The sequence below is a fragment of the Kitasatospora sp. NBC_00039 genome (assembly GCF_045160625.1).
In the GTDB taxonomy this organism is placed as follows: Bacteria; Actinomycetota; Actinomycetes; order Streptomycetales; family Streptomycetaceae; genus Kitasatospora.
On the sequence record NZ_CP108289.1, the window covers coordinates 2,641,606 to 2,666,240 of the forward strand.

At 74.6% G+C, this 24,635-nt stretch carries 26 protein-coding genes; 4 read left to right on the plus strand and 22 right to left on the minus strand.

Features of this window, described 5'->3' with window-relative positions:
* Positions 1–34: 34 nt before the first annotated feature.
* Complete coding sequence (locus OG286_RS11775; RefSeq protein WP_396324160.1) at positions 35–1,078, minus strand: zinc-dependent alcohol dehydrogenase family protein; 1,044 nt, start codon at positions 1,076–1,078, stop codon at positions 35–37.
* Positions 1,079–1,256: 178 nt separating this feature from the next.
* Here OG286_RS11775 and OG286_RS11780 point away from each other — a divergent pair, with 178 nt between their 5' ends.
* Together OG286_RS11780 and OG286_RS11785 are read left to right on the plus strand one after the other, a co-directional pair.
* Positions 1,257–2,252 (plus strand): DEDDh family exonuclease, encoded by a 996-nt coding sequence (locus OG286_RS11780; protein ID WP_396324161.1) that lies wholly within the window; start codon positions 1,257–1,259, stop codon positions 2,250–2,252.
* Positions 2,253–2,283: 31 nt separating this feature from the next.
* Positions 2,284–3,084 carry an SURF1 family protein gene (locus tag OG286_RS11785; RefSeq protein ID WP_396324162.1) on the plus strand — a complete coding sequence of 267 codons (801 nt, stop codon included), beginning with the start codon at positions 2,284–2,286 and terminating at the stop codon, positions 3,082–3,084.
* Between the two features lie 18 nt (positions 3,085–3,102).
* Here OG286_RS11785 and trxA read toward each other — a convergent pair whose 3' ends face one another.
* Entirely contained in the window at positions 3,103–3,435 is a 333-nt protein-coding gene (trxA, locus tag OG286_RS11790; protein WP_396324163.1) for a thioredoxin, read from the minus strand.
* The gene (locus OG286_RS11795) at positions 3,436–3,861 is read right to left on the minus strand and encodes a MerR family transcriptional regulator (RefSeq protein WP_396324251.1); all 426 of its coding nucleotides are present in this window, start codon (positions 3,859–3,861) and stop codon (positions 3,436–3,438) included.
* A 205-nt stretch (positions 3,862–4,066) separates the two neighbouring features.
* Between OG286_RS11795 and OG286_RS11800 the strand changes: the two genes are divergently transcribed.
* Positions 4,067–4,828, plus strand: coding sequence for an SDR family oxidoreductase (locus OG286_RS11800; protein WP_396324164.1), 762 nt, complete (start codon positions 4,067–4,069; stop codon positions 4,826–4,828).
* Positions 4,829–4,837: 9 nt separating this feature from the next.
* On the opposite strand, the gene OG286_RS11805 is transcribed toward OG286_RS11800, so the two are convergent.
* The 9 genes from OG286_RS11805 to OG286_RS11845 form a co-directional block, all read right to left on the minus strand.
* Positions 4,838–5,497 (minus strand): alkaline shock response membrane anchor protein AmaP, encoded by a 660-nt coding sequence (locus OG286_RS11805; RefSeq protein ID WP_396324165.1) that lies wholly within the window; start codon positions 5,495–5,497, stop codon positions 4,838–4,840.
* Positions 5,494–6,144: a DUF6286 domain-containing protein gene (locus OG286_RS11810; protein ID WP_396324166.1), complete on the minus strand. Its 651-nt coding sequence runs from the start codon at positions 6,142–6,144 to the stop codon at positions 5,494–5,496. The genes OG286_RS11805 and OG286_RS11810 overlap by 4 nt, the downstream gene beginning before the upstream one ends.
* Positions 6,141–6,500: a hypothetical protein gene (locus OG286_RS11815; protein WP_396324167.1), complete on the minus strand. Its 360-nt coding sequence runs from the start codon at positions 6,498–6,500 to the stop codon at positions 6,141–6,143. Before OG286_RS11815 ends, OG286_RS11810 begins: the two co-directional genes overlap by 4 nt.
* Entirely contained in the window at positions 6,500–6,691 is a 192-nt protein-coding gene (locus tag OG286_RS11820; protein WP_396324168.1) for a hypothetical protein, read from the minus strand. Before OG286_RS11820 ends, OG286_RS11815 begins: the two co-directional genes overlap by 1 nt.
* A 55-nt stretch (positions 6,692–6,746) precedes the next feature.
* The gene (locus tag OG286_RS11825; RefSeq protein ID WP_396324169.1) at positions 6,747–7,256 is read right to left on the minus strand and encodes an Asp23/Gls24 family envelope stress response protein; all 510 of its coding nucleotides are present in this window, start codon (positions 7,254–7,256) and stop codon (positions 6,747–6,749) included.
* A gap of 165 nt (positions 7,257–7,421) precedes the next feature.
* Entirely contained in the window at positions 7,422–8,228 is an 807-nt protein-coding gene (locus OG286_RS11830; protein ID WP_396324170.1) for an enoyl-CoA hydratase/isomerase family protein, read from the minus strand.
* 231 nt (positions 8,229–8,459) lie between these two features.
* A complete protein-coding gene (locus OG286_RS11835; protein ID WP_049658450.1) occupies positions 8,460–8,693 on the minus strand; it encodes a helix-turn-helix domain-containing protein in 234 nt (77 codons plus the stop codon).
* Positions 8,694–9,020: 327 nt separating this feature from the next.
* On the minus strand, positions 9,021–10,619 hold the full coding sequence (locus tag OG286_RS11840) for an ABC-F family ATP-binding cassette domain-containing protein (protein ID WP_396324171.1): 1,599 nt from the start codon (positions 10,617–10,619) through the stop codon (positions 9,021–9,023).
* A gap of 213 nt (positions 10,620–10,832) precedes the next feature.
* Positions 10,833–11,762, minus strand: coding sequence for a hypothetical protein (locus tag OG286_RS11845; RefSeq protein ID WP_396324172.1), 930 nt, complete (start codon positions 11,760–11,762; stop codon positions 10,833–10,835).
* Between the two features lie 344 nt (positions 11,763–12,106).
* Here OG286_RS11845 and OG286_RS11850 point away from each other — a divergent pair, with 344 nt between their 5' ends.
* Positions 12,107–13,321 (plus strand): glycoside hydrolase family 26 protein, encoded by a 1,215-nt coding sequence (locus OG286_RS11850; protein ID WP_405365187.1) that lies wholly within the window; start codon positions 12,107–12,109, stop codon positions 13,319–13,321.
* A gap of 46 nt (positions 13,322–13,367) precedes the next feature.
* Here the strand turns inward: OG286_RS11850 and OG286_RS11855 are convergent, their stop codons facing one another.
* From OG286_RS11855 to OG286_RS11900, 10 genes are all read right to left on the minus strand, one after another.
* Positions 13,368–14,531 carry a GNAT family N-acetyltransferase gene (locus OG286_RS11855; protein WP_396324174.1) on the minus strand — a complete coding sequence of 388 codons (1,164 nt, stop codon included), beginning with the start codon at positions 14,529–14,531 and terminating at the stop codon, positions 13,368–13,370.
* Entirely contained in the window at positions 14,528–15,292 is a 765-nt protein-coding gene (locus OG286_RS11860) for a hypothetical protein (RefSeq protein WP_396324175.1), read from the minus strand. The genes OG286_RS11855 and OG286_RS11860 overlap by 4 nt, the downstream gene beginning before the upstream one ends.
* A gap of 65 nt (positions 15,293–15,357) precedes the next feature.
* Positions 15,358–16,473: a glycosyltransferase gene (locus OG286_RS11865; protein ID WP_396324176.1), complete on the minus strand. Its 1,116-nt coding sequence runs from the start codon at positions 16,471–16,473 to the stop codon at positions 15,358–15,360.
* Positions 16,470–17,384: a polysaccharide deacetylase family protein gene (locus OG286_RS11870; protein ID WP_396324177.1), complete on the minus strand. Its 915-nt coding sequence runs from the start codon at positions 17,382–17,384 to the stop codon at positions 16,470–16,472. The genes OG286_RS11865 and OG286_RS11870 overlap by 4 nt, the downstream gene beginning before the upstream one ends.
* Positions 17,374–19,080 (minus strand): lipid II flippase MurJ, encoded by a 1,707-nt coding sequence (locus OG286_RS11875; protein WP_405365189.1) that lies wholly within the window; start codon positions 19,078–19,080, stop codon positions 17,374–17,376. The genes OG286_RS11870 and OG286_RS11875 overlap by 11 nt, the downstream gene beginning before the upstream one ends.
* Positions 19,077–20,396, minus strand: coding sequence for an O-antigen ligase family protein (locus tag OG286_RS11880; RefSeq protein ID WP_396324179.1), 1,320 nt, complete (start codon positions 20,394–20,396; stop codon positions 19,077–19,079). The genes OG286_RS11875 and OG286_RS11880 overlap by 4 nt, the downstream gene beginning before the upstream one ends.
* A 5-nt stretch (positions 20,397–20,401) precedes the next feature.
* A complete protein-coding gene (locus OG286_RS11885; protein ID WP_396324180.1) occupies positions 20,402–21,925 on the minus strand; it encodes an exopolysaccharide biosynthesis polyprenyl glycosylphosphotransferase in 1,524 nt (507 codons plus the stop codon).
* A 332-nt stretch (positions 21,926–22,257) separates the two neighbouring features.
* The gene (locus OG286_RS11890; RefSeq protein WP_396324252.1) at positions 22,258–23,412 is read right to left on the minus strand and encodes a glycosyltransferase; all 1,155 of its coding nucleotides are present in this window, start codon (positions 23,410–23,412) and stop codon (positions 22,258–22,260) included.
* 140 nt (positions 23,413–23,552) lie between these two features.
* The gene (locus OG286_RS11895; protein WP_396324181.1) at positions 23,553–23,993 is read right to left on the minus strand and encodes an SRPBCC family protein; all 441 of its coding nucleotides are present in this window, start codon (positions 23,991–23,993) and stop codon (positions 23,553–23,555) included.
* A 62-nt stretch (positions 23,994–24,055) separates the two neighbouring features.
* Complete coding sequence (locus tag OG286_RS11900; protein ID WP_405361710.1) at positions 24,056–24,592, minus strand: hypothetical protein; 537 nt, start codon at positions 24,590–24,592, stop codon at positions 24,056–24,058.
* Between the last annotated feature and the right edge of the window lie 43 nt (positions 24,593–24,635).

Consider the following 24,635-nt stretch of genomic DNA (forward strand, 5'->3'; position numbering starts at 1 on the left):
GGGCACAGGCCGGTGTCATGCGGTCGGGGAACGGTCAGAACGCGATCCGCACCTTCAGGGCGGAGCGGTCGTCCATCGCCCGGTAGCCGTCCGGGACGTCGTCCAGGCCGATCGTGCGGTCGAAGACCAGGCCGGGCTCGATGGCGCCGGAGAGGACGTCCGGCAGCAGCTCGGGGATGTAGGCGCGGGCCGGGGCGACGCCGCCGTTGAGCGAAACGTTTCGGCCGAACATCTGACCGATGTCGACGCCCGCGCTGCCGCCGTGCGGCACCCCTACATAGCCGACCGCGCCACCGTCGCGGGTGATCGAGACAGCGGTGCGCATCGACTCCTCGGTCCCGACCGCCTCCAGCACGGCGTGCGCGCCCTGGCCGCCGGTCAGCTCCTTGACCGCCTCGATCGCGGCCTCGCCGCGCTCGGCGACCACGTCGGTGGCACCGAACCGGCGGGCCAGGTCGGTACGGGCGGTGTGCCGGCCGAGCGCGATGATCCGGCCCGCGCCGAGCCGCTGCGCCGCCAGCACGCCGCACAGGCCCACGGCGCCGTCGCCGACCACCGCCACGGTCGCGCCCGGCCGAACGCCCGCCGAGACGGCGGCGTGGTGCCCGGTCGCCATCACGTCGGAGAGGGCGAGCAGGCTGGGCAGCAGCTTCTCGTCGCCCGCCGCGTCCTTGGGCAGGGCCACCAGCGTGCCGTCGGCGAACGGGACGCGCACCGCCTCGCCCTGGCCGCCGTCCGAGCCGACCTGGCCCCAGAAGCCGCCGTGCGGGCAGGAGGTCTGCAGACCCTCGCGGCAGAAGTCACAACTGCCGTCCGACCAGACGAACGGCGCCACGACCAGGTCGCCCCGCTTGAAGCCGCTCACCTCGGCGCCGGTCTCCTCGACCACACCGAGGAACTCGTGCCCGATCCGCTGCCCGGCCACCCTGGCGGCCACGCCCCGGTACGCCCACAGGTCGCTGCCGCAGATGCAGGCATTCACCACGCGGACCACGGCGTCGGTCGGGTTCTGGATCACCGGGTCCGGCACGGACTCGATCCGGATGTCGTGGGGGCCGTGGATCACGGTGGCGCGCATGAGCGTTCGTCCTTCGGAAATCGGCTGCGCGGGGGTGTTGGGCAGCCAGGGGATATTCGACTGGGTGTACGACGAATACGCTGCCCACTCTATTCCGGCCCGCCGAACCGCTCACTCCGGGCGGCCTTCGCCACATTTCGACCGGCCCCCACCGCCGCGGCGCTTATTCTGTTTGACCATGCATGCGATCCAGCCCGAGACGTCCGGCGCGCCGCGGGCCGTCCCCGTCCCCGCCCAGCGCTCCGCCGCCCCCGCCGAGGGCTTCGCGGTGGTGGACGTCGAGACCACCGGCCTCGGCCGTTCGGACCGCGTCATCTCGGCGGGCGTCTACCAGCTGGACGCCGAGGGCGAGGTCACCGACCACTGGTACACCCTGGTCAATCCCGAGCGCGACCCCGGCCCGGTCTGGATCCACGGCCTCACCCACGAGGTGCTGGCGGGTGCGCCGACCTTCCCGGAGATCGCCGACGACTTCGCCGAGCGGCTGCGCGGCCGGGTCCTGGTCGCCCACAACGCGCTCTTCGACTGGAACATGATCTCCCGCGAGTTCTCCCGGGCCGGCCGGCACGCCCCGGTCGACCAGCGGCTCTGCACCATGGTGCTCTCCCGCGACCTGCGGCTGCCGCTGCCCAACGGCAAGCTGGCCTCGCTCGCCGCCTACTTCGGCGTCCAGCAGCGCCAGGCGCACAACGCCCTGGACGACGCCCGGGTGCTCGCCGAGGCGTTCCGCCCCAGCCTCCACCTGGCCCGCAGCGGCGGCGTCCCGCTGCCGCTGCAGAACTGCGTAGCCGTCACCGACCTCGGCCAGGACGAGCCCGTCTCCGCCGCCCGCAGCTCATGGACGGGCTCCTCCTACCGCCAGGCGAAGAAGCGCCCGCCGTGCCCGTACCCGAACCCCGGGCGCTGGGAGGACGGCAAGCCGCTGGTGCAGGGCATGCGGGTGGCGTTCACCGGCGACACCGCGACCGACCGCGAGGTGCTGGAGGACCGCGCCGTCGAGGCCGGCCTGCACATCGCCACCTCGGTGAGCCGGCTCACCAGCCTGCTGGTCACCAACGAGCCCGGCAGCTGGAGCGGCAAGGCCCGCAGGGCCCGCGAGGTCGGCACCCCGGTGGTCGGCGAGGACGCCTTCCTCCAACTGCTGCGCGAGGTCGCCCCGCACCCCGGTGCGTGATCCGGTTGTGAGGTGGGCGTACCGTGCCCGTGTGTACCGTTTTCTCCTCTCCCGGCGCTGGCTGATCACCCTGCTGATCGCCCTCCTGATGGTCCCCACCACCATCAAGCTGGGGATCTGGCAGTACCACCGCCACGAGGCGCGGGTGGCCCGCAACGAGCTGATCGCCACGTCGCTCACCGCGTCGCCGGTCCCGTACGACACGCTGTCGGCCACGCCCGGCTTCGCCGTGCCGAAGAGCCTGACGTGGCGGTCGGTGACGGCCACCGGGGAGTACGACCCGGCGCACGAGTTCGTGGTCCGCAAGCGGACCGGCTCCGGCGGGGACAAGATCGGGTACTTCGTGATCACCCCGCTGAGGCTCTCCGACGGCAGGGGCACCGTCCTGGTCAACCGGGGCTGGGTGGCGTCCGGCGACTCCGCCGCCGCCTACCCGTCGGTGCCGGCCGCCCCGGCCGGCGAGGTCACCCTCACCGGCCGGATGCGCGCCGACGAGACCGCGGCCGGCAGCGGCATCCGCGACCGGGCCGGTCTGCCGGACCGCCAGTTCAACCTGATCAGCACCGAGCAGCAGACCCAGGAGACCGGCGCGACCCTGCTCGGCGGCTACCTGGAGCTCACCGCCACCGCCCCGGCCCCCGCCGACCAGCCCGAGCTGCTGCCCGAGCCCAACCACTCCGACATCGGCCCGCACATGGCGTACGCGATCCAGTGGTGGCTGTTCACCGCGCTGATCCCGGTCGGGGTCTGGGTGATGGCCCGTCGCGAGGCCAAGGACCGCGGCAAGGAGGCCGCCGAGGCCGAGGCGGAGCCGGAGGCCGTGCCGGCGTAGCGCCGGCCCCGCCGATCGTTACAGGACGTCCTCCAGCTCGCGCAGCAGCCGGGCCTTGGCCCGGGCGCCGACCACGGCCCTCACCGGCTCGCCGCCCCGGAACACCATCAGCGTGGGCATCGACAGCACGCCGTACGCAGCCTGCGTCTGCGGGTTGTGGTCCACGTCCAGGCTGACCACCGTCAGCCGGTGCGCCTCCTCCCGCGCGATGTCCGCCAGCACCGGCACCATCTGGCGGCACGGCGGGCACCAGTCCGCCGTGAAGTCCACCAGCACCGGCCCCTCGGCCGCCAGCACCTCGGCGGCGAACGTCTCGTCCGTGACCGCCGGCACGCCCGTGATCCGCACCATCTACCGCTCCTCCCACTCGATCGCCAACTCGCACTGCGGCGCCCGGCCGCCGGCCTCCGCCGCCAGCTCGTCACGGGCCTGCTCGGCCCGGGCGAACTGCTCGGCCACCTGCGTACGGACCTCCTGCAACCGGCCGATGCAGTCGTCCAGCTCGGCCAGCTTGCGCCGGTAGACCTCCAGCGAGGCCGGGCAGGAGTCCCCCTCCGGATGGCCCGCCTGGAGGCACTCCACGAACGGGCGGGTCTCCTCCAGCCCGAACCCGAAGTCCTGCAGGGTGCGGATCTGCCGGAGCAGCCGCAGATCGTCCTCGCCGTACGCGCGGTAGCCGTTGCCGGCCCTCCGGGCGGGCAGCAGCCCGAGCTGCTCGTAGTACCGCAGCGCCCGGGTGGTCGTCCCCGCCCGTTGCGCCAGCTCGCCGATCCGCATCACGCACCTGCCCTCCCGGCCGCTTCCGAACGCCGCCGGGAACGACGGTAGACCTTGACGCCGACGTCAACGCCAGCACGGGCGGGCCCTCGGTGCCGGCGACTTCCGGCCGGCGGGGCACCGATCCGGCCACACAGCGGCCGTCCCGGCCGCCCCTGCCCCCGCCGCTACCCCGTCCGCCCCCGCACCCGGCAGGATGGGGGCCATGGATCTTGGACTGAAGGACAAGGTGTACGTGGTCACCGGCGCCACCCGGGGCCTCGGCTTCGCGGCCGCCCGGGAGCTGGCCGCCGACGGTGCCCGGGTGCTGGTCAGCGGGCGGAGCAAGGAGTCCGTCGAAGCCGCCGTGGACGCCCTCGGCGGCCCGGATGCCGCCCACGGCCTGATCGCCGACAACTCCGACCCCGCGACCGCCGACCACCTCATCGCCTCGGCCGTCGAGCGCTTCGGCCGGCTGGACGGCGTACTGATCAGCGTCGGCGGCCCGCAGGCCGGCCCGGTGACCGCCGTCCCCGAGGAGGCCTGGCGCGGCGCTTTCGAGTCGGTCTTCCTGGGCGCCCTGCGGATCGCCCGCAGCGCGGCCGGTGTGCTCGGCGAGGGCGGCGTGATCGGCTTCGTGCTCTCCGGCTCGGTCCGCGAGCCGATCCCGGGCCTCGGCATCTCCAACGGGCTGCGGCCCGGCCTGGCGATGGCCGCCAAGTCGCTCGCCGACGAGCTGGGGCCGCGCGGCATCCGGGTCGTCGGGCTGCTCCCGGCCCGGATCGACACCGACCGGGTGCGCGAGCTGGACGCCCTCAGCGGCGACGCCGCCGCCGCCCGCGCCCGCCACAACGCCGCCATCCCGCTCGGCCGCTACGGGACGGCGGAGGAGTTCGGCAAGGCCGCCGCCTTCCTGCTCTCCCCCGCCGCCTCCTACCTGACCGGCGTGATGCTCCCCGTCGACGGCGGCGCCCTGCGCGGCCTCTGATCCGCGGGTCTACCGGACCCGCGGGTGCTTGCGCCGGCCGCCGCGCCTCGGCGTGGCGGCCGGCTTCGCCGCCGCCACCCGGACCCGCAGGTCGGCCGGCAGCCCTGCGAGGCCGAGGCTGGCCCGGGCGTCGCTGCGCGGGCCGGTCTCGAAGTGCTCGACCAGGGCCGCCGGATCACCCCCGGGCGTCAGCCGCACGGTGGCCCGCAGCCGCGGGTGCCGGCGGCCCCGGACCAGCCGGACGCCGGCCCGCTCGACCTCCGGGAGCGCCACCGTGCCGGTCTCCAGCACCTCCTCCAGCGCCCGGCTGCGCAGCCGCAGCCGCAGCCCGGACGCGCCGGGCGTGGGAACGGCGACGGTGGCCGGGCCGCTGCGCCTCAGCTGCGCGAAGAGCCACCAGGCCGCACCGGCCACCACGATCGCCGGCCCGGCGATCACGACGGCCCACCACCAGGACCGGTCCGCCCACCAGGACTGATTCACCCACTCGGTCCGCGAGTACGCGCTGACCACCGGCTGGTCCGGCGAGGTGAGCGGCCACCAGCTCGGCGGGTCCACCCCCAGCCGCCGGTACAGGTCGAGGCCGCCGGCCAGCACCAGCACCCCGGCGGCCAGCAGCACCAGCCCGGCCACACCGAGCAGCACCCGGTTGACGGTGGACCGGCTCATCCCGCCCCTCCCGTCCCGGGTACGCCGGGACTCTCCGGCCCGGCCGTCGCCCCGCCGCGGCGGGCCCGGCCGCGCCTGGTCCGCACGTCGAGCCGGAGCGGCCGGGCCAGGGTGACCCGCGCCAGCTCCTCCCGCAGCTGCCGCTGGACGGAGGCCGGGTCGGCCGGTCCGTCGAGGACGACGTTCACCCGGCGGCGGTTGATCCGTACGGTGAGGTGCTCGATGCCCGGCAGGCCGGCAGCCCGGTCGGCCAGCAGGGTGCCCACGCCGGCCCGATCGATGGCGGCGGCGGTGTCCCCGTGCGGGCGCAGCGGCAGCCAGCGGCGCAGCCCGGGGGCGAACGCGAGCCAGAGGAGCCAGGCGCCGACCAGGGTGGCGGCCCCGGCACCGAGCAGGACCCAGAGGTCGTCCAGATGCCGGGTGGCCAGTTCGTCGCCGATCTCGGCGCGCCAGCGCCGGGCGGGGTGGCCGGTGCGGACGGCGATCACGTCGTAGAGCAGCGCCCCGCCGAGCACCAGTGCCACGACGGCGACGACCACCGCGGCGGCCGTCCGCGGCGCCCGCAGCCGGGGCACCTTCACCGCCTCGGGCGCGGGCGGTTCGCCCGGCGGCTCCACGGGCTGGGTTTCCGGCAGTTGTTCCGTCATGCCGCTGCCCTCGGCACCAACTTCTCGACGACCACCACCACCTCGCTGACGCGGGTCCCGGTCAGCCCGCCGACCTGGGCGGCGATCCGGTCGCGGACGGCGCGGGCGAGCGCGGCGAGGTCGGCGGGGAAGGGCAGGTCGACGACGGCCCGGACGAGGACGGTGGAGCCGGGCACGGAGACCGACACCTTCGGCGGACTGCCGTGGTCGGCCCGGCCTCGCCAGGCGTCGGCGAGCGCCTCGCGGGCGGCCCGGGCGGCGATCCGGGCGTAGACCCGGTCGGCGACGCGGAGCCGGCCGCGGGCGCCGGGCTCGCACCGAGGGGTGCCGGAGACGGGGGTGGCGAGGGCCGCCATCAACGGCGCCGGTCGCGGCCGCGCAGCAGGTCGCCGAGGTCACCGAGTTCGATGTCACCCTCCAGCAGCCGCCCGGCCACGAAGCCGACCACACCCAGTGCGGCCACCAGCAGGAACGCCGCGAACCCGCCGAAATAGCCGGCGAAGCCGAGGGCCATACCCACCACCAGGCCGACGATGGCCAGGTTCATCCGCTCCACCTCGTCTTCCGCTGCTTCCCCGCCGCGCGGGCTGCCCCCGACTGCGTTACTTCAGCTTGGGCCGCTGGCCCGGGGGGACGGTCTCCTCGTCCTCCTCCTCGACATCCGGCTCGTCGGGCAGGTGGACGTCGTTGACCGCGATGTTGACCTCGACGACCTCCAGGCCGGTCATCCGCTCGACCGCGTCGATGATGTTCTCCCTGACCTGGCGGGCCAGGTCGGGGATGACCACGCCGTACTCGACGACCAGCGCGATGTCGATGGCGGTCTGCTTCTCCCCGACCTCGGCCTTGATCCCGCGCCCGATGCTGGACCTGCCACCGGGCACCCGGTCGCGCATCGCGCCGAAGGTGCGGGAGAGGCCGGAGCCGAGGGCGTGGATGCCGGGGACCTCGCGGGCGGCCATGCCGGCGATCTTCTCGATCACGCCTACGGCCAGCGCGGTGCGGCCGCGGTCGTTGACCGGTTTGTTGCTGTCGCTGCTGGACGGCGTTGCGGCAGCGGCAGCGGCCGGGGGGTTCTTGTGCATGGTGGCGGGCGTCGGAGTGTCAGGCATGGGCGCTTCTCCCGTCGTACGGCTCCAGCTATATCGCAAATCGCTCCAACTCTGGCATTTCGCCACGATTCCCGCCCCCGGAGCGCCACCCCGCGGAGGCCGGGAACGCCGAAGGCCCGGCTCGCGGGGGCCCCGGGAGCCGGGCTTTCGGCAGAAGGGCTGCGGTCAGTCGCCGATACCGGCCAGGTCGCGCAGCCGGCGGGCCTGCGCCACCCGTTCGGCCGAGCGCTGCTCGTCGTACGAGCGCCCACCCGCGCCCTGGAGCAGCGCCTTGGTCTCGATGACGGCACTGCGGGGCGCGGCCAGCAGCGCGGCGGCGAGGTCACGGGCGGCACCGTCGAGCTCCGCGCCGGGGACGGCCAGGTTGGCCAGGCCGATGGCGGCGGCCTCCTCGGCGCCCACCCAGCGGCCGGTGGCGCAGATCTCCAGGGCCCGGGCGTAGCCGACCAGGTCGGTGAGCGGCTTGGTGCCGGCCAGGTCGGGCACGAGGCCGAGCGAGGTCTCCTTCATGGAGAACCGGACGTCCTCGGCGACGACGCGCAGGTCGCAACCGAGGGCGAGCTGGAAGCCGGCGCCGACGGCGTGGCCCTGGACGGCGGCGATGGAGACGAGGTCGGGGCGGCGCCACCAGGTGAAGGCCTCCTGGTAGGAGGCGATGGTGTCGTCGAGGTCCTTGTCCTCGGCGGCGGCCAGCTGGAGGAAGGTGCGCTCACCGGGGATGCCCTCGGCGGTGAACATCGCGCGGTCCAGGCCGGCCGAGAAGGAGACGCCCTCGGCTCGGAGCAGCACCACCCGGACGCCGCCCGGCAGTTGGCGGCCGGCAGCGGTCAGGGCGCGCCACATCGCGGGCGACTGGGCGTTGCGCCGCTGGGGCTGACAGAGGGTGACGACGGCGAGCTCGCCGTCGATCTCCAGGCGTACGCCGTCCTGCTCCCAGCTCGGGGCCTGCGGGTCGGTGGCGGGAGCGGTCATGCGGGGACCTCCGGTGGCGAGGGACTTGGCTACCGGAGAGTAACAAACCTGGAAGCGCAGCGGCAGGGCGGCGGCGCACTCGATTGCGGAAGGAACGGGGGCGCCGGAGCGCGGCGCGGGCGGGCATGACGATCGGCGGCCGGTTCGCACGGGCCGGGGGCGGACGACCAACGGTCGCCTCCCCGGTCGACGCCCTGCCGCCGAGTCATCCGCCGATGGACTGACGGACCGTCAGGAGCTGGCTCCAGCAGTAGCTTTGTTCTTGCCCCGCGTGGCACCACCGCGGCCCCGGAGGATCACTCCGGACTCGCTCAGCATCCGGTGCACGAAGCCGTACGAGCGACCGGTCTCCTCCGCGAGAGCGCGAATGCTCGCCCCGGAGTCGTACTTCTTCTTGAGATCGGCCGCGAGCTTCTCACGCGCGGCACCGGTCACCCGGCTGCCCTTTTTCAGAGTCTCGGCCACCCGTGCCTCCTCGTAGCGTTGCTCGGTCAGATTCCCATGATCACCCATCCACAGCGTCCTGGCCACCCATTCGGCAAGGTCGATGTCGGGAATGCGCGGTCCACCGGTGGTGATCCGAGCGCACAACGGCGCTCACGCAGAGTGCACGCCCCCGGGCGGATTACGCTGTCCGGCGCGAAAGGGCTGATCAGCAGCGTCGGCCCGACCACGATCGAGTGGCGGGCCGACGGAAGCTCCTCAAACGGAATCCAGGACCTCTTCATTCCCGGACACGCCGTAAGGACTAGTTTTTCTGGTCCAAAGAGGGGACCAAGCGTCTACTCCAGGTCAGGCGAGCGAGACCAGATCGGCGTACGCCGGGCTCCAGAGGTCCTCCACGCCGTCCGGCAGCAGGATGATCCGCTCCGGCTGGAGCGCGTCGACCGCGCCCTCGTCGTGGGTGACCAGCACGACCGCGCCGCTGAACTCGCGCAGCGCGCCGAGGATCTCCTCGCGGCTGGCCGGGTCGAGGTTGTTGGTCGGCTCGTCCAGCAGCAGCACGTTGGCGCTGGAGACCACCAGCGAGGCCAGCGCCAGGCGGGTCTTCTCACCGCCGGAGAGCACCCCGGCCGGCTTGTCGACGTCGTCGCCGGAGAACAGGAACGAGCCGAGGATCTTGCGGATCTGCACCAGGTCGGTGTCGGGGGCCGAGGAACGCATGTTCTCCAGCACCGTGCGCTCCGGGTCCAGGGTCTCGTGCTCCTGGGCGTAGTAGCCGATCTTCAGGCCGTGGCCCGGGATCACCTCGCCGGTGTCCGGCTTCTCCACCCCGGCCAGCATCCGCAGCAGGGTGGTCTTTCCGGCGCCGTTGAGGCCCAGCACGACGACGCGCGAGCCGCGGTCGATGGCCAGGTCGACGCCGGTGAAGATCTCCAGCGAGCCGTAGGACTTGGAGAGGTCGGCGGCGGTCAGCGGGGTCTTGCCGCAGGGGGCCGGGTCCGGGAAGCGCAGCTTGGCGACCTTGTCGCTCTGCCGGACCTGCTCCAGACCGGAGAGCAGCTTCTCGGCGCGGCGGGCCATGTTCTGCGCGGCCACCGTCTTGGTGGCCTTGGCGCGCATCTTGTCGGCCTGCGCGTTCAGCGTCGCGGCCTTCTTCTCGGCGTTGGCCCGCTCGCGCTTGCGGCGCTTCTCGTCGTCCTCGCGCTGCTGCTGGTACTGCTTCCAGCCCATGTTGTAGACATCGATCGCGGAGCGGTTGGCGTCCAGGTAGAAGACCTTGTTGACGACCGTCTCGACCAGGTCGACATCGTGCGAGATGACGATGAAGCCGCCCTTGTACGTCTTCAGGAAGTCCCGCAGCCAGGCGATCGAGTCGGCGTCGAGGTGGTTGGTGGGCTCGTCGAGCAGCAGCACGTCGGAGTCGGAGAAGAGGATCCGGGCCAGCTCGACGCGGCGGCGCTGACCGCCGGAGAGCGTGTGCAGCTGCTGGCCCAGGATGCGGTCCGGCAGGCCCAGCGCGGCGGCGATGGTGGCGGCCTCGGCCTCGGCGGCGTACCCGCCCTTGGTGAGGAACTCCGTCTCCAGGCGCGCGTACTTCTTCATCGCGTTTTCCTGGGTGGCGCCCTTGCCGTTGGCCATCCGGTCCTCGTTCTCGCGCATCTTCCTCAGCACGGAGTCGAGGCCGCGGGCGGAGAGGATGCGGTCCTTGGCGAGGACGTCGAGGTCGCCGGTGCGCGGGTCCTGCGGGAGGTAGCCGACCTCGCCGGAACGGGTCACGGTGCCCGCGGCCGGCAGGCCCTCGCCGGCCAGGACCTTGGTGAGCGTGGTCTTGCCGGCGCCGTTGCGCCCGACCAGGCCGATCCGGTCGCCGGGGGCGACCTTGAAGCTCGCGGACTCGATCAGGACCCGGGCACCGGCGCGCAGCTCAAGGGCGTTGGCGGAAATCATGGCTGGGAACTACTCCTGGGACGTGGGCGGGCACCTGGGCGGGGCTCAGGACCGGGGCAGCGGAAGGGGGCGTCGTCGGTGGACCGGCAGACCGCTCGGGGCGGCGCCGCTCGCCCGCTAGTGCCCGGAGAGAACAGCCATGACGGCAAGTCTACCGGGCCCCGCGAGGGGGCCCGGAGAATTACCGGCCCGGGGTACCGCCCGGGAGCGCGGCTACGGCTGGGAGCCCGCCTCCGGGGCCGCGCAGGTGCCCTGCGGGCGGACGGCGGCGAACGGCTCGGACGGGCTTCCGCAGGCGGACTCGGGGGCGGCGGCCTGGGTGTCGAACACCTTGGGGCCGACGATCGGGCCGTCCGAGATCAGCACCCGGCGGCCGTCCAGGGCCTTCAGCGAGACCGCCGGACCGGCGTTCAGCACCCAGCCGGTGCTGTCCAGCCGGTAGCCGTTGATGCCCCCGGAGACCGGCTGGCCGCTGCTGTTGGTGCAGGTGCGCGGGACCAGCACCGCGAAGTCCGTGCCGACCGTGCGCATCGGGTCGTAGACGCAGTTGCCGGCCGGCTTGGAGTTGTAGCGCAGGTCGCCGTCGCCGTCGCGGAAACCCATCGTCAGGTTGGGTGTGACCACCGCCACCCAGGGTGCGGACTGCTGGACGGTGTGCAGGGCCGCGGCGGCGCGCTCCGTCGCCAGCTGCTTGCGCTGCTCCTCGGTGCGCTTGTCGGCTCCCGGCTCGCCGTCGCCGCGCAGCCAGTCGGCCAGACCGGGGACGGCGCGGTGCCAGCGCACCTCGTGGTCACCGGGCCGTACCGAGGTGACCAGGCCGTCGTCCCAGACCACCACGGCGCTCTCGCCCGCCATCGACAGGTAGAGCGCGGTGGCGCCCTCGCGGCGGTAGGACCAGGCGTGTTCGCCGGTGGAGCGGTTGTACGCCTCCAGGCCGGGGCCCACCTTCAGCTCCAGGTCGGCCGCGCTCAGCGACTGCGCGTTGACCGGGCTGGCGTCCGCTCCGCCCGGCTCGGCCACCCGGTCCCCGAACGGCACCGGCTTGTTGGCGTGCGCGGCCGCGCCCGCCACAAGGACCAGCAGTACCGCCAGGGCAGGAAGGATCGATCGGGGGGTGAGAACACGCAGCGGCTTCCAGGACACGGGCGGAGCGTACCTTTCGGCACCCACACGAGTCAGCCGGACTTTCCCTCGCGTCCGAACGGTGGAACGAGGACCGGCCGGATCCCGGGCCTCCCCCGGACCCGCCCGCCGACCTGCGCCGTCGGGCCCGCCACCGCTCCGCACGGCCCGCTGCGGTAGGGCTCCCGGGGCCGCTCGGACTGTTACAGAGGTGATACACGGCACGTTGAGGCAGACCGCGTTCGAATATCGCCCACTTTGGGGTGACATTCGGCTTTTCCGATGCCTCCTGGGCCTACTGTCTGCGAACGGGGCACCACGCTCCGTCGATCCTGCCCCGTTCTGCGACGCCCGGAGGAGAGACCATGCGATACGGCCGCCTGACGCTGGCCGGCGCCGCCCTGCTGCTGCTGACCACCGCCGGCGTGCCGGCCGGGACGCCGCTCAGCCAGACCGACCGGCACAGCCTCTCCTCCGTCGCCGTCCAGCCGCGCGGCGCGGCGCCCCGGCCGGTCGTCCAGCGGCCGCAGCACGAGCCCCCGTTCGGTGCCTTCGTCGGCTCCTGGGACAACTACATCCCGCAGCTCGGCCGGTACGCGCAATGGCTGAACAACGCCAACATGCAGGTCGGCCACACCTACCTGGCCGGAAACGGCTGGGCCGACATCGAGGGCGAGCCGGTGGTGCTCGGCATGTGGTCGCAGTGGCGGCTCGCCGACCCGGCCCGGATGCTCGTCCTCGGCGTGCCGATGCTGGTGCCCAACGAGGGCAACGTGCCGGACGCCGAGGTGGCGAGGCTGCTCGCCCAGGGCGCGCGCGGGGACTTCGACCTGCATTTCCTCAAGCTCGCCCGCCGGCTGGTCGCGCTCGGCGGGGCGGACACCGTGCTCACCCTCGGCTGGGAGATGAACGGCGTCACCTACACCCACCGCTGCAAGCCCGACCCGGCAGCCTGGAAGACGTACTGGCGGCGGATCGTCTCGGTGATGCGATCGGTGCCCGGGCAGCGGTTCCGCTTCGACTTCGCCCCGAACCGGGGGGCGGACGCCATCCCGTGGACCAAGTGCTACCCCGGCGACGACGTGGTCGACATCATCGGCATGGACAGCTACGACCAGCCGGCCGGCGCCACCTTCGACGACTACGTGCGCGAGCCGTACGGGCTGCAGGACCAGGTGGAGTTCGCGGCCAAGCGCGGCAAACCGGTCTCGTACCCGGAGTGGGGGCTGTTCCGGAACGGGGACAACCCGGAGTACGTGCAGCGGATGGTGGAGTGGATGCGCACCCACGACACCAGCTACCAGACCGTCACCGACTACTGCCCGCACGGGTTCTGGCAGTGTGACAAGAACCCGCGGTCCAGCGCCCGGTTCAAGAACCTCATGGCCGGGTCCAAGGGGGCCCCGGTCACCGTGCCGCCGGCGGCCCCGGTACCCACGGCGACGGCCACCCCGTCGGCTGCTCCGTCGGCCGCTCCGTCGCCGTCGGCCTCACCGTCGGCCTCACCGTCGGCCTCACCGTCGGCCTCGCCCACGGCCTCGCCGAGCCCGTCGCCGGCCGGCGGACCCGCCCGGCGCTGACCCGGCGCCGGGGCCCGGTGAACGGGGCCTGCCGGCCGGGACCAGGTCAGCTCCGGCGGCGGGCCAGCAACGCCTCCTTGAGCCTCGGCAGCCGGGTGTTCAGCACGTGCACCGCGACCTGCCGGGCCCGCACCGTGCCGGCCCGGGCGCCGGCGGCGGGGGCGGGCCCGCGCGGGCCGAGGAGCAGCCGCTGGTTCGGCCGCCCGTCCGGCCGCCAGCGCTGCTTGTACGGCTCCTGGCCGCGCAGCAGGCCTATCACCGGGATCCCGGCCGCGACCGTCTCGTCCAGCGCCGCGCCGAACAGCAGCCCGGCGATGTCCAGCCGGTCGCGCAGCCTCGGGTGCGCGCCGTACAGGTAGAGGCCGCTGAAGGACGGGCAGAGCAGCAGCAGGTTGACCGCGACCAGCTCGCCGTCCAGCCGGAACTGGTGCACGGCGGCGCGGCCGGTGGCGACCAGGCCCGTGGTGGACTCGGCGAGGTGGCGGGCGAACCGCTCGGTGCGGTGCTCCGCGGTGACGCCGCGCTCCTGCCACTGCAGGAAGTGCAGCCGGAGCAGGCCCTCCAGCGCCTCGGGCACCTCCTCCGGCGGCGTCGGGCGGACCTCGACGCCGACCTCGGCGATCTTGCGCAGCTTGACCCGGTTGCGCTGGGCGGTCTTGCCCGGCAGCCGCTTGAGCAGCTGGTCCATCGGGACGGCCGGGAGGTACTGGCAGAGCGAGTCGGCGAACCGGCGCCGGTGGCCTGGCCACTGCTCGAACACGCGCTGCACGGCCGCCTCGGGGTGCACCTCGCGCAGCTCCAGGCTGTGCCAGGGGCGGGTGAGCGGGAGGACGGCGGCGAACTCGGCGGCGGCGCGGTCGGCGCAGTCGTCGTCGAGCAGGACATCGGTGAAGTCGACCAGGCCGTCGCCGAGGCCGGTCAGGCCGCCGAGCGGGCCGCGGCGACGCCGGAACGCACCCGCGCCGACCAGCCGGCCGTCCCGGCGGACCAGCACCACCAGCAGCTCGCCCGGGCGGCCGTACTGGCGCCACCAGGAACGCTGCCAGGCGGCGGCCTGGAAGAACGTGGCCGTCCGGCAGCGGGTGGCCAGGTCGTCCCACTCCTCGGCGAGGACGTCGAGGGCTTCGTCCTCCCGGCGCAGCTCGGCCGTCCAGCCCGGTGCGGCGGGCGGGGCGGGGAGACCAGTGGCCGGGGCGGCCCCGGTGCTCATCGTCCGCTCCCGGCGGCGGCCTTCTGGCTCTTGTCGGCCTTGTCGCTCTTGCCGGTCTGCTCGGCCGGCTCGGCCCTGCCCGCCGGGGCCTTGGCGGGGGCGGCCGGGGCCCCGTCCCGGGCCTCGTCCCGGGCCGCCGCGGGCTCCTCGGTGCGCGGGCGCGGGGCGGTCGGCGCGGCCACGGCCTCGGGTGCGGGCCCGTCGCCGCCCCGGCGACGGGTCATCATCACCAGCGCGCCGATCAGCACACCGGCCGCGCCGCCGACCGCGACGTCCAGTTCGGCGGAGGGGGTGGTCGGCCGGTCCGGCTCGGCCGCCGGGGCCAGCGGGACCAGCCGGACACCGGTCTCCTTGGTGCTGCCGTTGGCGAAGGCGACCAGCGAGCGGGCCACCGCGTCGGCGGCCTCGACGGCCTCCTGCGGTCGGCCGCCGGTGCCGGTGATCTCGATCACCGGGGCGTCCGGGGAGGTGGTGCCGTGCACCAGGGCCTCCAGCTGGGTGCGGCTCCGGCCGGTCTCGGCGGCGGCCGCGGCGAGCACCTGCGGCTGGCCCGCCAGCCGGCCGTACGCCTGGGCGAAGTTGACCGCGGTGACGCTCTCCCCCGGGTTCTGCGGCACCACGATCACATAGGAATTGGCGGCGTACGAGGGGTGGGCCACCGCGGCGTACCCGGCGCCGCCGGTGGCGCCCAGCGGCACCGCGAGGACCAACGGCCACCAGTGGCGGGCCAGGCTGCGGGCGCTTCGGCGCGGTTCGGACATGGGGTGCTCCTTGGACATGAGGGCCGCCGGGCCGGCGGCGCGGCGGGTCGGGGGCGGCCAGCGGCTCAAGCGGGGGCCAGGCGGTCGTAGAGGGCGCCGAGGTCGGCGGCCACCCGGGCGATGTCGTAGTGGCCGACGGCCGGAGGGCGGGGCAGCGGGTCGCTGTTGTGGTCGTTGAGGTGGCGCAACTCGCCCAGCGCGGTGGCGTAGGCCGCGGCGTCGGAGGGGATCCGACGGGCCTGCGGGGCAGCGGCGGGTGGCAGTTCGTCCAGCGCCGGGCAGGCGCTGTGGCGGACGGGGAGGCCGGCGGCGAGGCCCTCCAGGACGCCGAGGCCGAAGGTCTCCGCAGTCGAGGGTGCGGCCAGCACGTCGAGGGCGGTGAGGAGTTCGGGGACGTCGTCGCGCTCGCCGGTGAGCACCAGGCGGTCCCGGACGCCGAGCTCGGCGGCCCGCCGCTCCAGGGCGGCGCGCTCGGGGCCCTCGCCGACCAGGACGAGGCGCGCTGCACCGTCCAGTTCGGCGAGTGCCTCCAGCAGGACGTGGAAGCGCTTGCCCGGGACCAGCCGGCCCACCCCGCCGACCACCCAGCTGCCGGGCGGGAGGCCGAGTTCGGCGCGCAGGCGGGCGCGGGCCGCGGCCCGGTCGGCGTCCGGGCGGTGGTAGCGGGCGGTGTCGATGCCGTTGGGGATCAGCTCGACCCGGGCCGCCGGGACGCCCCAGGCGTGCAGGGTCTGGGCGACCTGCCGGGACACCGCGACCGTGGTGGTGCCGAGTCGTTCGGCGGCCAGGTAGAGGCCCTTGACGCCACGGGTGACCGGGCGGCCCTCGATCACCCCCGCGTGCAGCGAGTGCTCGGTGGCCACCACAGCACGGACCCCGGCGAGGCGGGCGGCGAGGCGCCCGTACAGGCCGGCCCGGTAGAGGTGGGTGTGCACCAGGTCGTAGCGGCCGGCGCGGATCAGCCGGACCAGCCGCGGCAGTGCGCCGATGTCCCGGTTCCCGCGCATGGCGAGGTGGTGGACGGTGACGCCCTCGGCGCGCAGCGCGGCGGCCACCGTGCCGGGGTTGGTCAGCGCGACCACCTCGCAGTGCTGGTGCGCGGGCAGGTGCCGCAGCAGGAGCTGGAGCTGGCGCTCGGCGCCGCCGGAGGCAAGGCCGGTGACGATGTGCAGCACTCTCACCGCCCGCCCTCCCAGCGGGAGGCCAGGCGGCTGCGGCGCAACTCGGTGACGGTGTCGCGGAGCCGGTGCCGGCCGCGCTTGGCGCGCAGCCGCAAGGCGCCGTCGCGGTCGCCGACGTAGCAGCGGGGCAGCGCGTAGCGGCCGGTGAGCGGGGAGTGGGCGATGGCGCAGGCGTAGTCGTAGCCGGCGTCCCGGACGGCCTGGGCGGCGGGCAGGTCGACGGCGCCGTACGGGTAGCAGAAGCCGGTCACCGGGCCGCCGACGACCTCCTCCAGGGCCCGGCGGCTCTCCCGGGTCTGGGTGGCGAGGACGTCGGCGGACAGGCCGGGGAGGGACTGGTGGCCGAGCCCGTGCGAGCCGATCTCCCAGCCGGCGGCGGCGAGTTCGGTGACCTCCTGGACGGTGAGCAGCTTCTTGCGCGGGCCCTCGGTGTCCCAGTCGTTGGCCCGGCCGAGCAGGTCGGCGACCACGTAGGCGGTGGCCGTGAAGCCGTACGCCTGCAGAATCGGTACGGCGTACCGGGCGAAGTCGGCGTAGCCGTCGTCGAAGGTGAGGCCGACCAGCTTCTCGTCCTTGCCCGCGGCCCGGGCCCGCATCAGCTCACGGACCGAGACGCCGCGCCGGCCGCGCCGGTGCAGCCAGGCGATCTGCTCGGCGAACCGCTCGGGGCTGACGGTCAGCTGGTACGGGTCCTCCTCCTCGACCGCCACCGAGTGGTACATCAGGATCCACGGCGAGGAGCTCTGCGGGCCGGGCGGGGCCGGGACTGGTCGGCGGCTGCCGGGCAGCGGTGCCTGGGGACGGCGGACGCCCTTGCGCGGTGCGTCGGCGCGCGGGCCGGCTGCCGTCGGCGCGGCTGAGCGGCGAACGCCCGACAGGGCCGAACGGAGGGAACCCCGTTCAACGTCCATGGGGAAGCTTCCCTTCATCGGCGACAGGTGGCGGGCACAGGGCCCGGACGGCGGCGAGGACCGGTCCGCGCACCTCGCGGGCACCGAGGCCGGTGCCGAGGGCGGCGAAGGCCAGCACCACGGTGAGGCCCCCGAGCAGCGTCGAGAGCAGAGGGTCGGAGGGGAACGCGGCCGCGGGGGTGCCGAGGACGGCCGCGCCGGCGGCGGCGGCCAGCAACCGGGCGTAGCCGCCGAGGACCAGCCTCAGGCGCAGCGCGATGCCGCGCAGGACCAGGCCGCGCAGCAGCAGCGCGGCAGTGGTGGTGATCCCGGCCGCGTTGCCGGCGGCCAGGCCGAGGGCGCCGAAGCGGGAGGTGCTGAGCAGCCCGACGACGACGGTGACGACCAGGCCGAGGACCATGGCGGCGGCCGGGTACCAGTCGAGCAGCCGGCGGCCGCCGTCGTCGCTGCCCGGGTCGCCGGCCCGGCGGACCACCGGGCGGAGCGAGAAGTACGGGCGGATCATCACGCCGATCAGCGCCTGGGCGGGCAGGCCGAAGCTGTAGACCCGGATGGCGGCGGCGGTGGCGGCGGTGTCCTGCGGGCCGAAGGCGCCGCGCTGGAAGAGCAGCGCGACCACCGAGGGCGCACAGGCGAGCAGGAAGGCGGTGCCGAGCAGGACGACGGCGGCGGCCTGGCCGAGGTCCTTCTCGACCCGGTCGCGGGCGGCGGTGAGATCCCCGGCGGCGAGCGCCCGGGCGACCAGCGGGAAGGTGACGGTGCAGATCAGGATGGCCGCCGTCATGGCCAGCTGGGAGACCTTGGCGGCGTAGTTGAGGTGCGAGATGGTGCCCGGCGGCAGCGCGGAGCCGAGGAAGCGCTCGATGAAGACCTGCGCCTGCCGGGTCAAGGTGAACGCGGCCACCGGTAGCAGGGCGAGCGGGATCAGCACCAGCGCGTGGCGCGAGCGGCGGCCCCTGGCGGCGCGGCCGGTGCGCAGCCGGCGCAGGAACGGGCTCACCAGCAGGCCGGCCATCAGCAGGCTGCCGAGGGCGACGCCGATCGCCGCGGAGCGGACGCCCCAGAGCGCGTGGCAGCTGAGCAGCACGCCGAGGATGCCGAGGTTGTAGGCGACGTAGATGCCGGCCGGGGCGGTGAAGCAGTGGTGCGCCCGGAGCGCGGCGGCGAGGTAGCCGGCCACGCCGAACGGCAGCACGGTGAACGCCGTGATCCGGGTGCAGGTGACGGCGAGAGCGGGGTTGGCCAGGCCGGGGGCGAGCAGGTCGACCAGCTGGTCGGCGCCGAGCGCGGCGCCGAGCGAGAGCGCGCTCAGGGCGAGCAGCAGCCAGGGCAGCGTGGCGCGGACCAGCTGGCGGACGGGGTCGGGGCCGTCGGGCCGCTCCTCGCGCAGCACCAGGGCGAGGGCGAAGGCGGGCACCATGAGGAAGGACATGGCGTCCTCGATCAGCAGCGGCGCGGCGGTCTCCGGCACCGTCCAGGCGACCAGGAAGGCGTCGGTGCCCTGGTTGGCGCCGCAGTAGCGGGCCAGCAGCAGGTCGCGGAGCAGGCCGAGGCCGGAGCCGGCGGCGCTGAGCACGGCGGTGACGCCGAAGGCCTTGGCGAGGAAGCCCCGCCGGGGGGCGGCGTCGGTCCCGGCGGGGGCGGTCCGGGGGGCCGGCAGCGTGGGGGCGAGTGCGGCCGGCTGGTCGGTGGTCATCGGGCGGCGGCCTCCGGAGCAGCGGCACGGGCGGCGAGGCCGAGGACGACGGAGGTCAGCACGGTGGTGGTGCCGCCGATGTCCGCGTAGAGGAAGTCGACCAGCACCCAGACCAGCAGGGCCAGGGCGGCGAGGCCGGGGCCGGAGGCGCGGCGCAGGCAGCCGAGGAGCAGGCCGAGGAAGAGGGCGGCGTAGGCGACGATCCCGATCAGGCCCTGTTCGCTGAGGACCAGGAAGTACATGTTGTGCGGGGAGAGCAGCGGTTCGCGCTGGAATCCGATGGTGGCGTCGGCGGCGTCGCTGCCGGAGGAGAGCCGCAGCGGGGCGTGGCTGTCGCGCAGCTGCTGGAACGCCTTGGGGCCTGCGCCGCTCACCGGGTGGTCCTGCCAGATTCGTTCGGCGGTGGACCAGAGGTCGTAGCGGTCGGAGACCGACTGGTCGGGGGCGGCGGCGACGGAGCCGATCGAGGTGAGCCGGGCGGTCACGCCGGAGCCCCCGAGGCCGAGGCCGCCGACCAGCACCACGCCGGCGGCCAGGGCGAGGACGGCGCTGCGGACGGCGAGCCGGGCGTCGGCGCGCAGCAGCAGGACGACGGCGGCGGCGCCGGTGGCGATCCAGCTGCCGCGGCTGAAGGAGACGGCGAGCGGGAAGGCGAGGAAGGCGGCGGCCGCGTACATGACGCGGCGCAGCCGCCGGTCGCCGCCGGGCCCGCGTTCGGCGAGGGCGAGGGCGAGGGCGGCGAGCAGGCCGTAGCTGACGACGGTGGACATCGCCATGACGTCGAGCGCGCCGAAGGTGCCGACGGCCCGGATCGGCTGGCCGGTGTAGGAGGCGCCGGTCCGGGTGAGGTACTGGTGGGCGCCGACCACGCCCTGGATCAGGGCGGCGGCGACGAAGGAGCCGAGGACCAGCCGCTGGTCGGTCCGGTCGCGCAGCGCGCAGAGCACGGCGGCGGGCACCAGGACGAAGACCTGGGTGAGGCGGACGAAGCCGGTGAGGCTGGTGGCCGGGTCGATGGAGCCGATGGTGGCGACGGCGGCGGCGGCCACGATCGCGCCGAACCGGACGGCGGCGGTGCGGCCGATCATGGGCGTGCGGCCGCGCAGCAGGCCGGCGGCGGTGAGCGCGACCAGGGCGAGCGAGGCGAGGTCGGCCGCCGTGACGTGGACGGCGGCGGCGACGTCCTTCTCACCGGTGGGGACGCAGACCAGCAGGACGGTGGCGGCGGCGAGGAGGCTGGGCCGTTCCAGGAGGGCCGTCCCGGCCCGGCGTAAGGCCCGGGCGGGTCGGGGGACGGCGGTGAGGGTGAGGGCCACGCGGGTCAGCTCCCGTCCGGGTGGAGCATCAGGGCCGCCGTGCGGCACAGGACCTTGACGTCCTGCCAGAGGCTCCAGCTCTCGATGTAGCGGTTGTCGAAGCGGGCCCGGTCCTCGATCGAGGTGTCCCCGCGCAGGCCGTTGACCTGGGCGAGGCCGGTGAGGCCGACCGGGACGCGGTGGCGGTCCGCGTACTCTGGGTAGGCCTGGCTGAACCGCATGACGAAGTAGGGGCGCTCGGGGCGCGGGCCGACGAGGCTCATGTCGCCGCGCAGGACGTTCCACAGCTGCGGCAGCTCGTCGAGGGAGCTGCGACGCATCAACTTGCCGACGGCGCCCATCCGGTGGTCCTGGGCGATGTTCCAGCGGGTCGCGGACTCGTGCTCGTTGCTGGGGCGCAGGGTGCGGAACTTCAGGACGGTGAAGACGCGGCCGTCGAGCCCGGTGCGCTGCTGGCGGAAGAGCACGCCAGGGCCGGTGTCGAAGCGGACGGCGAGGGCGCAGAGCGCGAGCACGGGGGCGAGCGCGAGCAGGCCGAGGCCGGCGGCGGTCACGTCGAGGGCGCGCTTGGCGGCCCAGCCGGGGCGGCGCATCGCCGGGCGGCCGACCCGCAGGCAGGGGAAGCCCCAGAGGTGGTCGCCGCCGGTGGGCCGGCCGGTCTCCAGCGAGCCGTACTCGCGCAGCGCGGGCACCAGCCAGACCTGGCAGCCGAGCCTGGCGGCGTCGCGCAGGGCGGCGGCGGTCTCGGCCTCGTCGGCGGCGCCGGCCGCGGCGACCACGTGGTGGATCCGGTGGCGGCGGATCTCGCGCTCCAGCACCTCGCGGCCGCCCAGGACGGGCAGGTCGGTGTCGCCGGCCAGCAGTGGCGGGTCGGCGTCGAGGAAGCCGATCGGGCGCATCCCGTACTCGCCGCGCTCGCTGAGGGCGGCGGCGACCCGGCGGCCGAGCCGGCCGGCGCCGAGCACCAGGACGGGGCTGGGGCGGCTGCGGCGGATCCGGCGGACGAGGTGGTAGAGCAGGGCGCGGCCGCAGACGGCGAGCAGCAGCTGGGTGCCGAGCAGGGCGGTCAGCCGGGTCGGGGTGGCGGGGCCGCAGTCGGGCCAGCGGCCGTGGAGGCAGCCGGCCAGGGTGACGGCGAAGGCGGTGGCGACCACGGCCCGGACGGTCAGCGCCGGGAGTTCGTCGAGGACGGAGAGGGTGAGCCGGGTGCGGTAGAGGCCGGCGGCCAGGTTGAGCACGAGCAGCAGCGGCAGCAGGGCGGCCACGCCGAGCAGCGGCTCGACCCGGACCGCCGGGCCGAGCGCGCGGTTGGCGATCCCGGTGGCGTTGCACAGCGCGAAGGCGTCGACCGCGGCCAGGGCGGCGGGCAGGGCGAGCCGGGAGCGGACCGGCCGGCGGTGGCGGCGGGCCGGCGGGGCGCTACGGGTCTGGGCGGACCGGGCCGGGCGGTCGAGCAGGCCGGTGGCGGGCCGGTGCGCGCCGGAGAGGGGCCGGCCGGGCCGTGGCACGCTGTTGTGGTCAATGGTCATCAGCGCACGAACTCCCCTGCTGTGCACCCGGAGTGACGGCCTCCCGGCGCCGGCTGGCCCAGACCGGCCGTCCCGGCCCGGTGGGCGCGGTCCTGGCAGCTCCTGCTCGTGCTGCCGCTGGCGGCTTTCTCGCGAATTTCCGGCGTGAAACCGAAATGATGCAGGTAAAATCAGACATCACCGAACGCGGGATAGAATGCTGGAAGTTGACTTGCCATTTCATTCCAGCCACCCATTAATAGGTAATTCCGACTTCACGCCTCACCCACAACCGGTTGAGGGTGCGAATACGACAGCGCCAGAGCGACCGGCATTCACGGCATGTGAAACGATCAGATCCGCTGCGGGACACGGGCACGGCGCCGTCCCGCCGCCAGCCCGGCCCCCAGCAGGTCCCGGTAGAGCGCGTCCACCTGTTCGACCACCGATCGCACGTCATGACGGGCCGCGGCATGGTCGCGCAGGCGTGCGCCGCGCCGCTCGCACTCGATCGGATCGGACAGCGCTTCGGCCATTCGGGTGGCGAGCGCATCGGCATCCTCGAGCGGCACCACGGCCTGCTTCCGCTCGGCCGGCGGGAGGCATTCCCGGGCCCCGGACACATCGGTCAAAAGCACCGGGCGGCCGGCCGCCATCGCCTCCAGCGGGGCCAGCGCCATCCCCTCCCAGCGCGACGGCAGCACCACCAGGTCCGCCGCCGCCAGCCACGGCCGCGGATCCGGGACGTCCCCGGCCAGCCGGACCCGGGACGGCTCGGCGGACTCCCGCACGGTGTCGGCCAGGACGGTCTCGTCCGGACCGCCGCCGACCAGCGCAAGCCGGGCCTGCGGCACCCGGCGCAGCACCTCGGGCCAGGCGGCGAGCAGCACGTCCTGGCCCTTCTGCCGGCACAGCCGGCCCACGCAGACCGCCAGCGGGGCATCCAGGTCCAGCCCGAGCGCGATCCGGGCGGCCCGCCGCTCGGCCGGCGCGTAATGGCGGACGTCGACGCCGTTGGGCACCACCGCCCAGTCGGCGTGCAGGCCCGCCGCGACGCCGTCGGCCCGCTCCTGGACGCTGACGCAGAGCAGCCGGTGCGCCCAGCGGGTCGCGTACCGCTCCCAGTGCACGGTGGCGGCGGCCGGCGCGCCGTCGACCGCGGCGAACGACCAGGCGTGCGGCTGGAAGACGGTCGGCACCGCGCCCCGGATGGCCAGCCGGCCCGCCAGGCCGGCCTTGGCGCTGTGCAGATGGACCATGTCGGGTGCGGCGGCCCGGACGATCCGGCGCAGCCGCCACGCCTCGGCGGCGGTGGCCGGGCCGGGCGACCGGCGGGCGGGCCAGTCGTGGACCAGCGCGCCGACCGCGGTAGCCTCCCCGGCCAGCCGGCCGCCGCTCGGGCAGGCGACCAGCACCCGGTGGCCGGCTTCGCGCTGGCCGCGGACCAGGTCGACGACGACGCGGGCGACTCCGCCGTCGACGGGCTGCGAAATGTGAAGGATCGTCATATGCACGGCGGCGAGCCTAGGGTGGCTCAGCCGCGCCGGGGGCTTGCCGTCACCCGCAGGTGGTGGCCGTCCACCCGTACGGCTTGGTGGTCGTACGGGTGGACGAACTCATCGAAGATCCGCCCGAATCGGGCGCCGGGTCAGCGGACCTCGGCGGCCAGGTTGGCCAGCACCTGGTCGTGGATGCGGTTGAGGCCCTTCGGAGCGAAGGTCCGCTCGAAGAAGCCGCCGATGCCGCCCGCGCCCTGCCAGGTGGCCGAGACGGTGACCTTCGACCGGCCCTCGCCGACCGCGGAGACCGTCCAGGTGATCACCATGCTGGAGTTGGCGTCCTTCTCCACCAACTGGTCCGGCGTCGGCGCCGAGACGGTGAACAGGCAGTCCCGGACCCGCTTCTCGGTGGCCTGGAGCCTCCAGTGCACCTGGGTGCCCGCACCGGTACCGCCCGCCCGGACCTCGTACTCGCTGTACTGCGCGGGCAGCAGCTTGGGGCGGGTCACCTGGTAGTCGGCCAGCGCCTCGTACACCCGCTCGGGGGCGGCGTCGTAGACCCGCTCGGTGGTGGCCTGCACCTGTCCCATGGTCCTGCTCTCCTTCTTCCTCGGACTGCGGTTTCACCGGCAAGCCAACCACAGCAGGGGCATCAGGGCCTGCCCTGGCACTGCAACCGCATCTGGGGGTTGTGGCCTCGGCGTTTGCAGTGCGAGCGGCGGGCCCGGGCTTGGCTGCGTCGTCGGAAGCGTGACCACTGCAGATGACGGTCGTTGCCATAGTGGCGGGGCGTGACGACGACGTGTCCGATCAGCCGGCGGATCTCCGGGACGCCGAGGGGTATGAGGTCTTGCTCGTCGTCCGGGCTGCCCCTTGCCCGCAGGATTCCGTGGATGCTGGTCCGGGTCCTGGCCGTGGCGCTGGGCCTGCTCGCCGGCATCGTCCTGCGGCCGGCCCCGCTCAACACCTCTGCCGCGTCCGCAACGACCCCGCCGCCCCCACCGCAGGGGACCGTGACGGTGACCGTGTCCGCGCCGGCCACCTCCGCCCCGCCGACCGCGTCCGGCACCGCCGAGCAGTTCTCCCCGCCGCCGACCACGGACGCCGACTCCTCGGGTTGGACGGTGGGCCACCGCGACACCGCGATCACCATGCCCGAGCTGGACGGCATCTGCCAGGGCGCGAGCATGGACTTCGAGCCGAGGCAGGCCCACGGAACTCCGACGACCCCA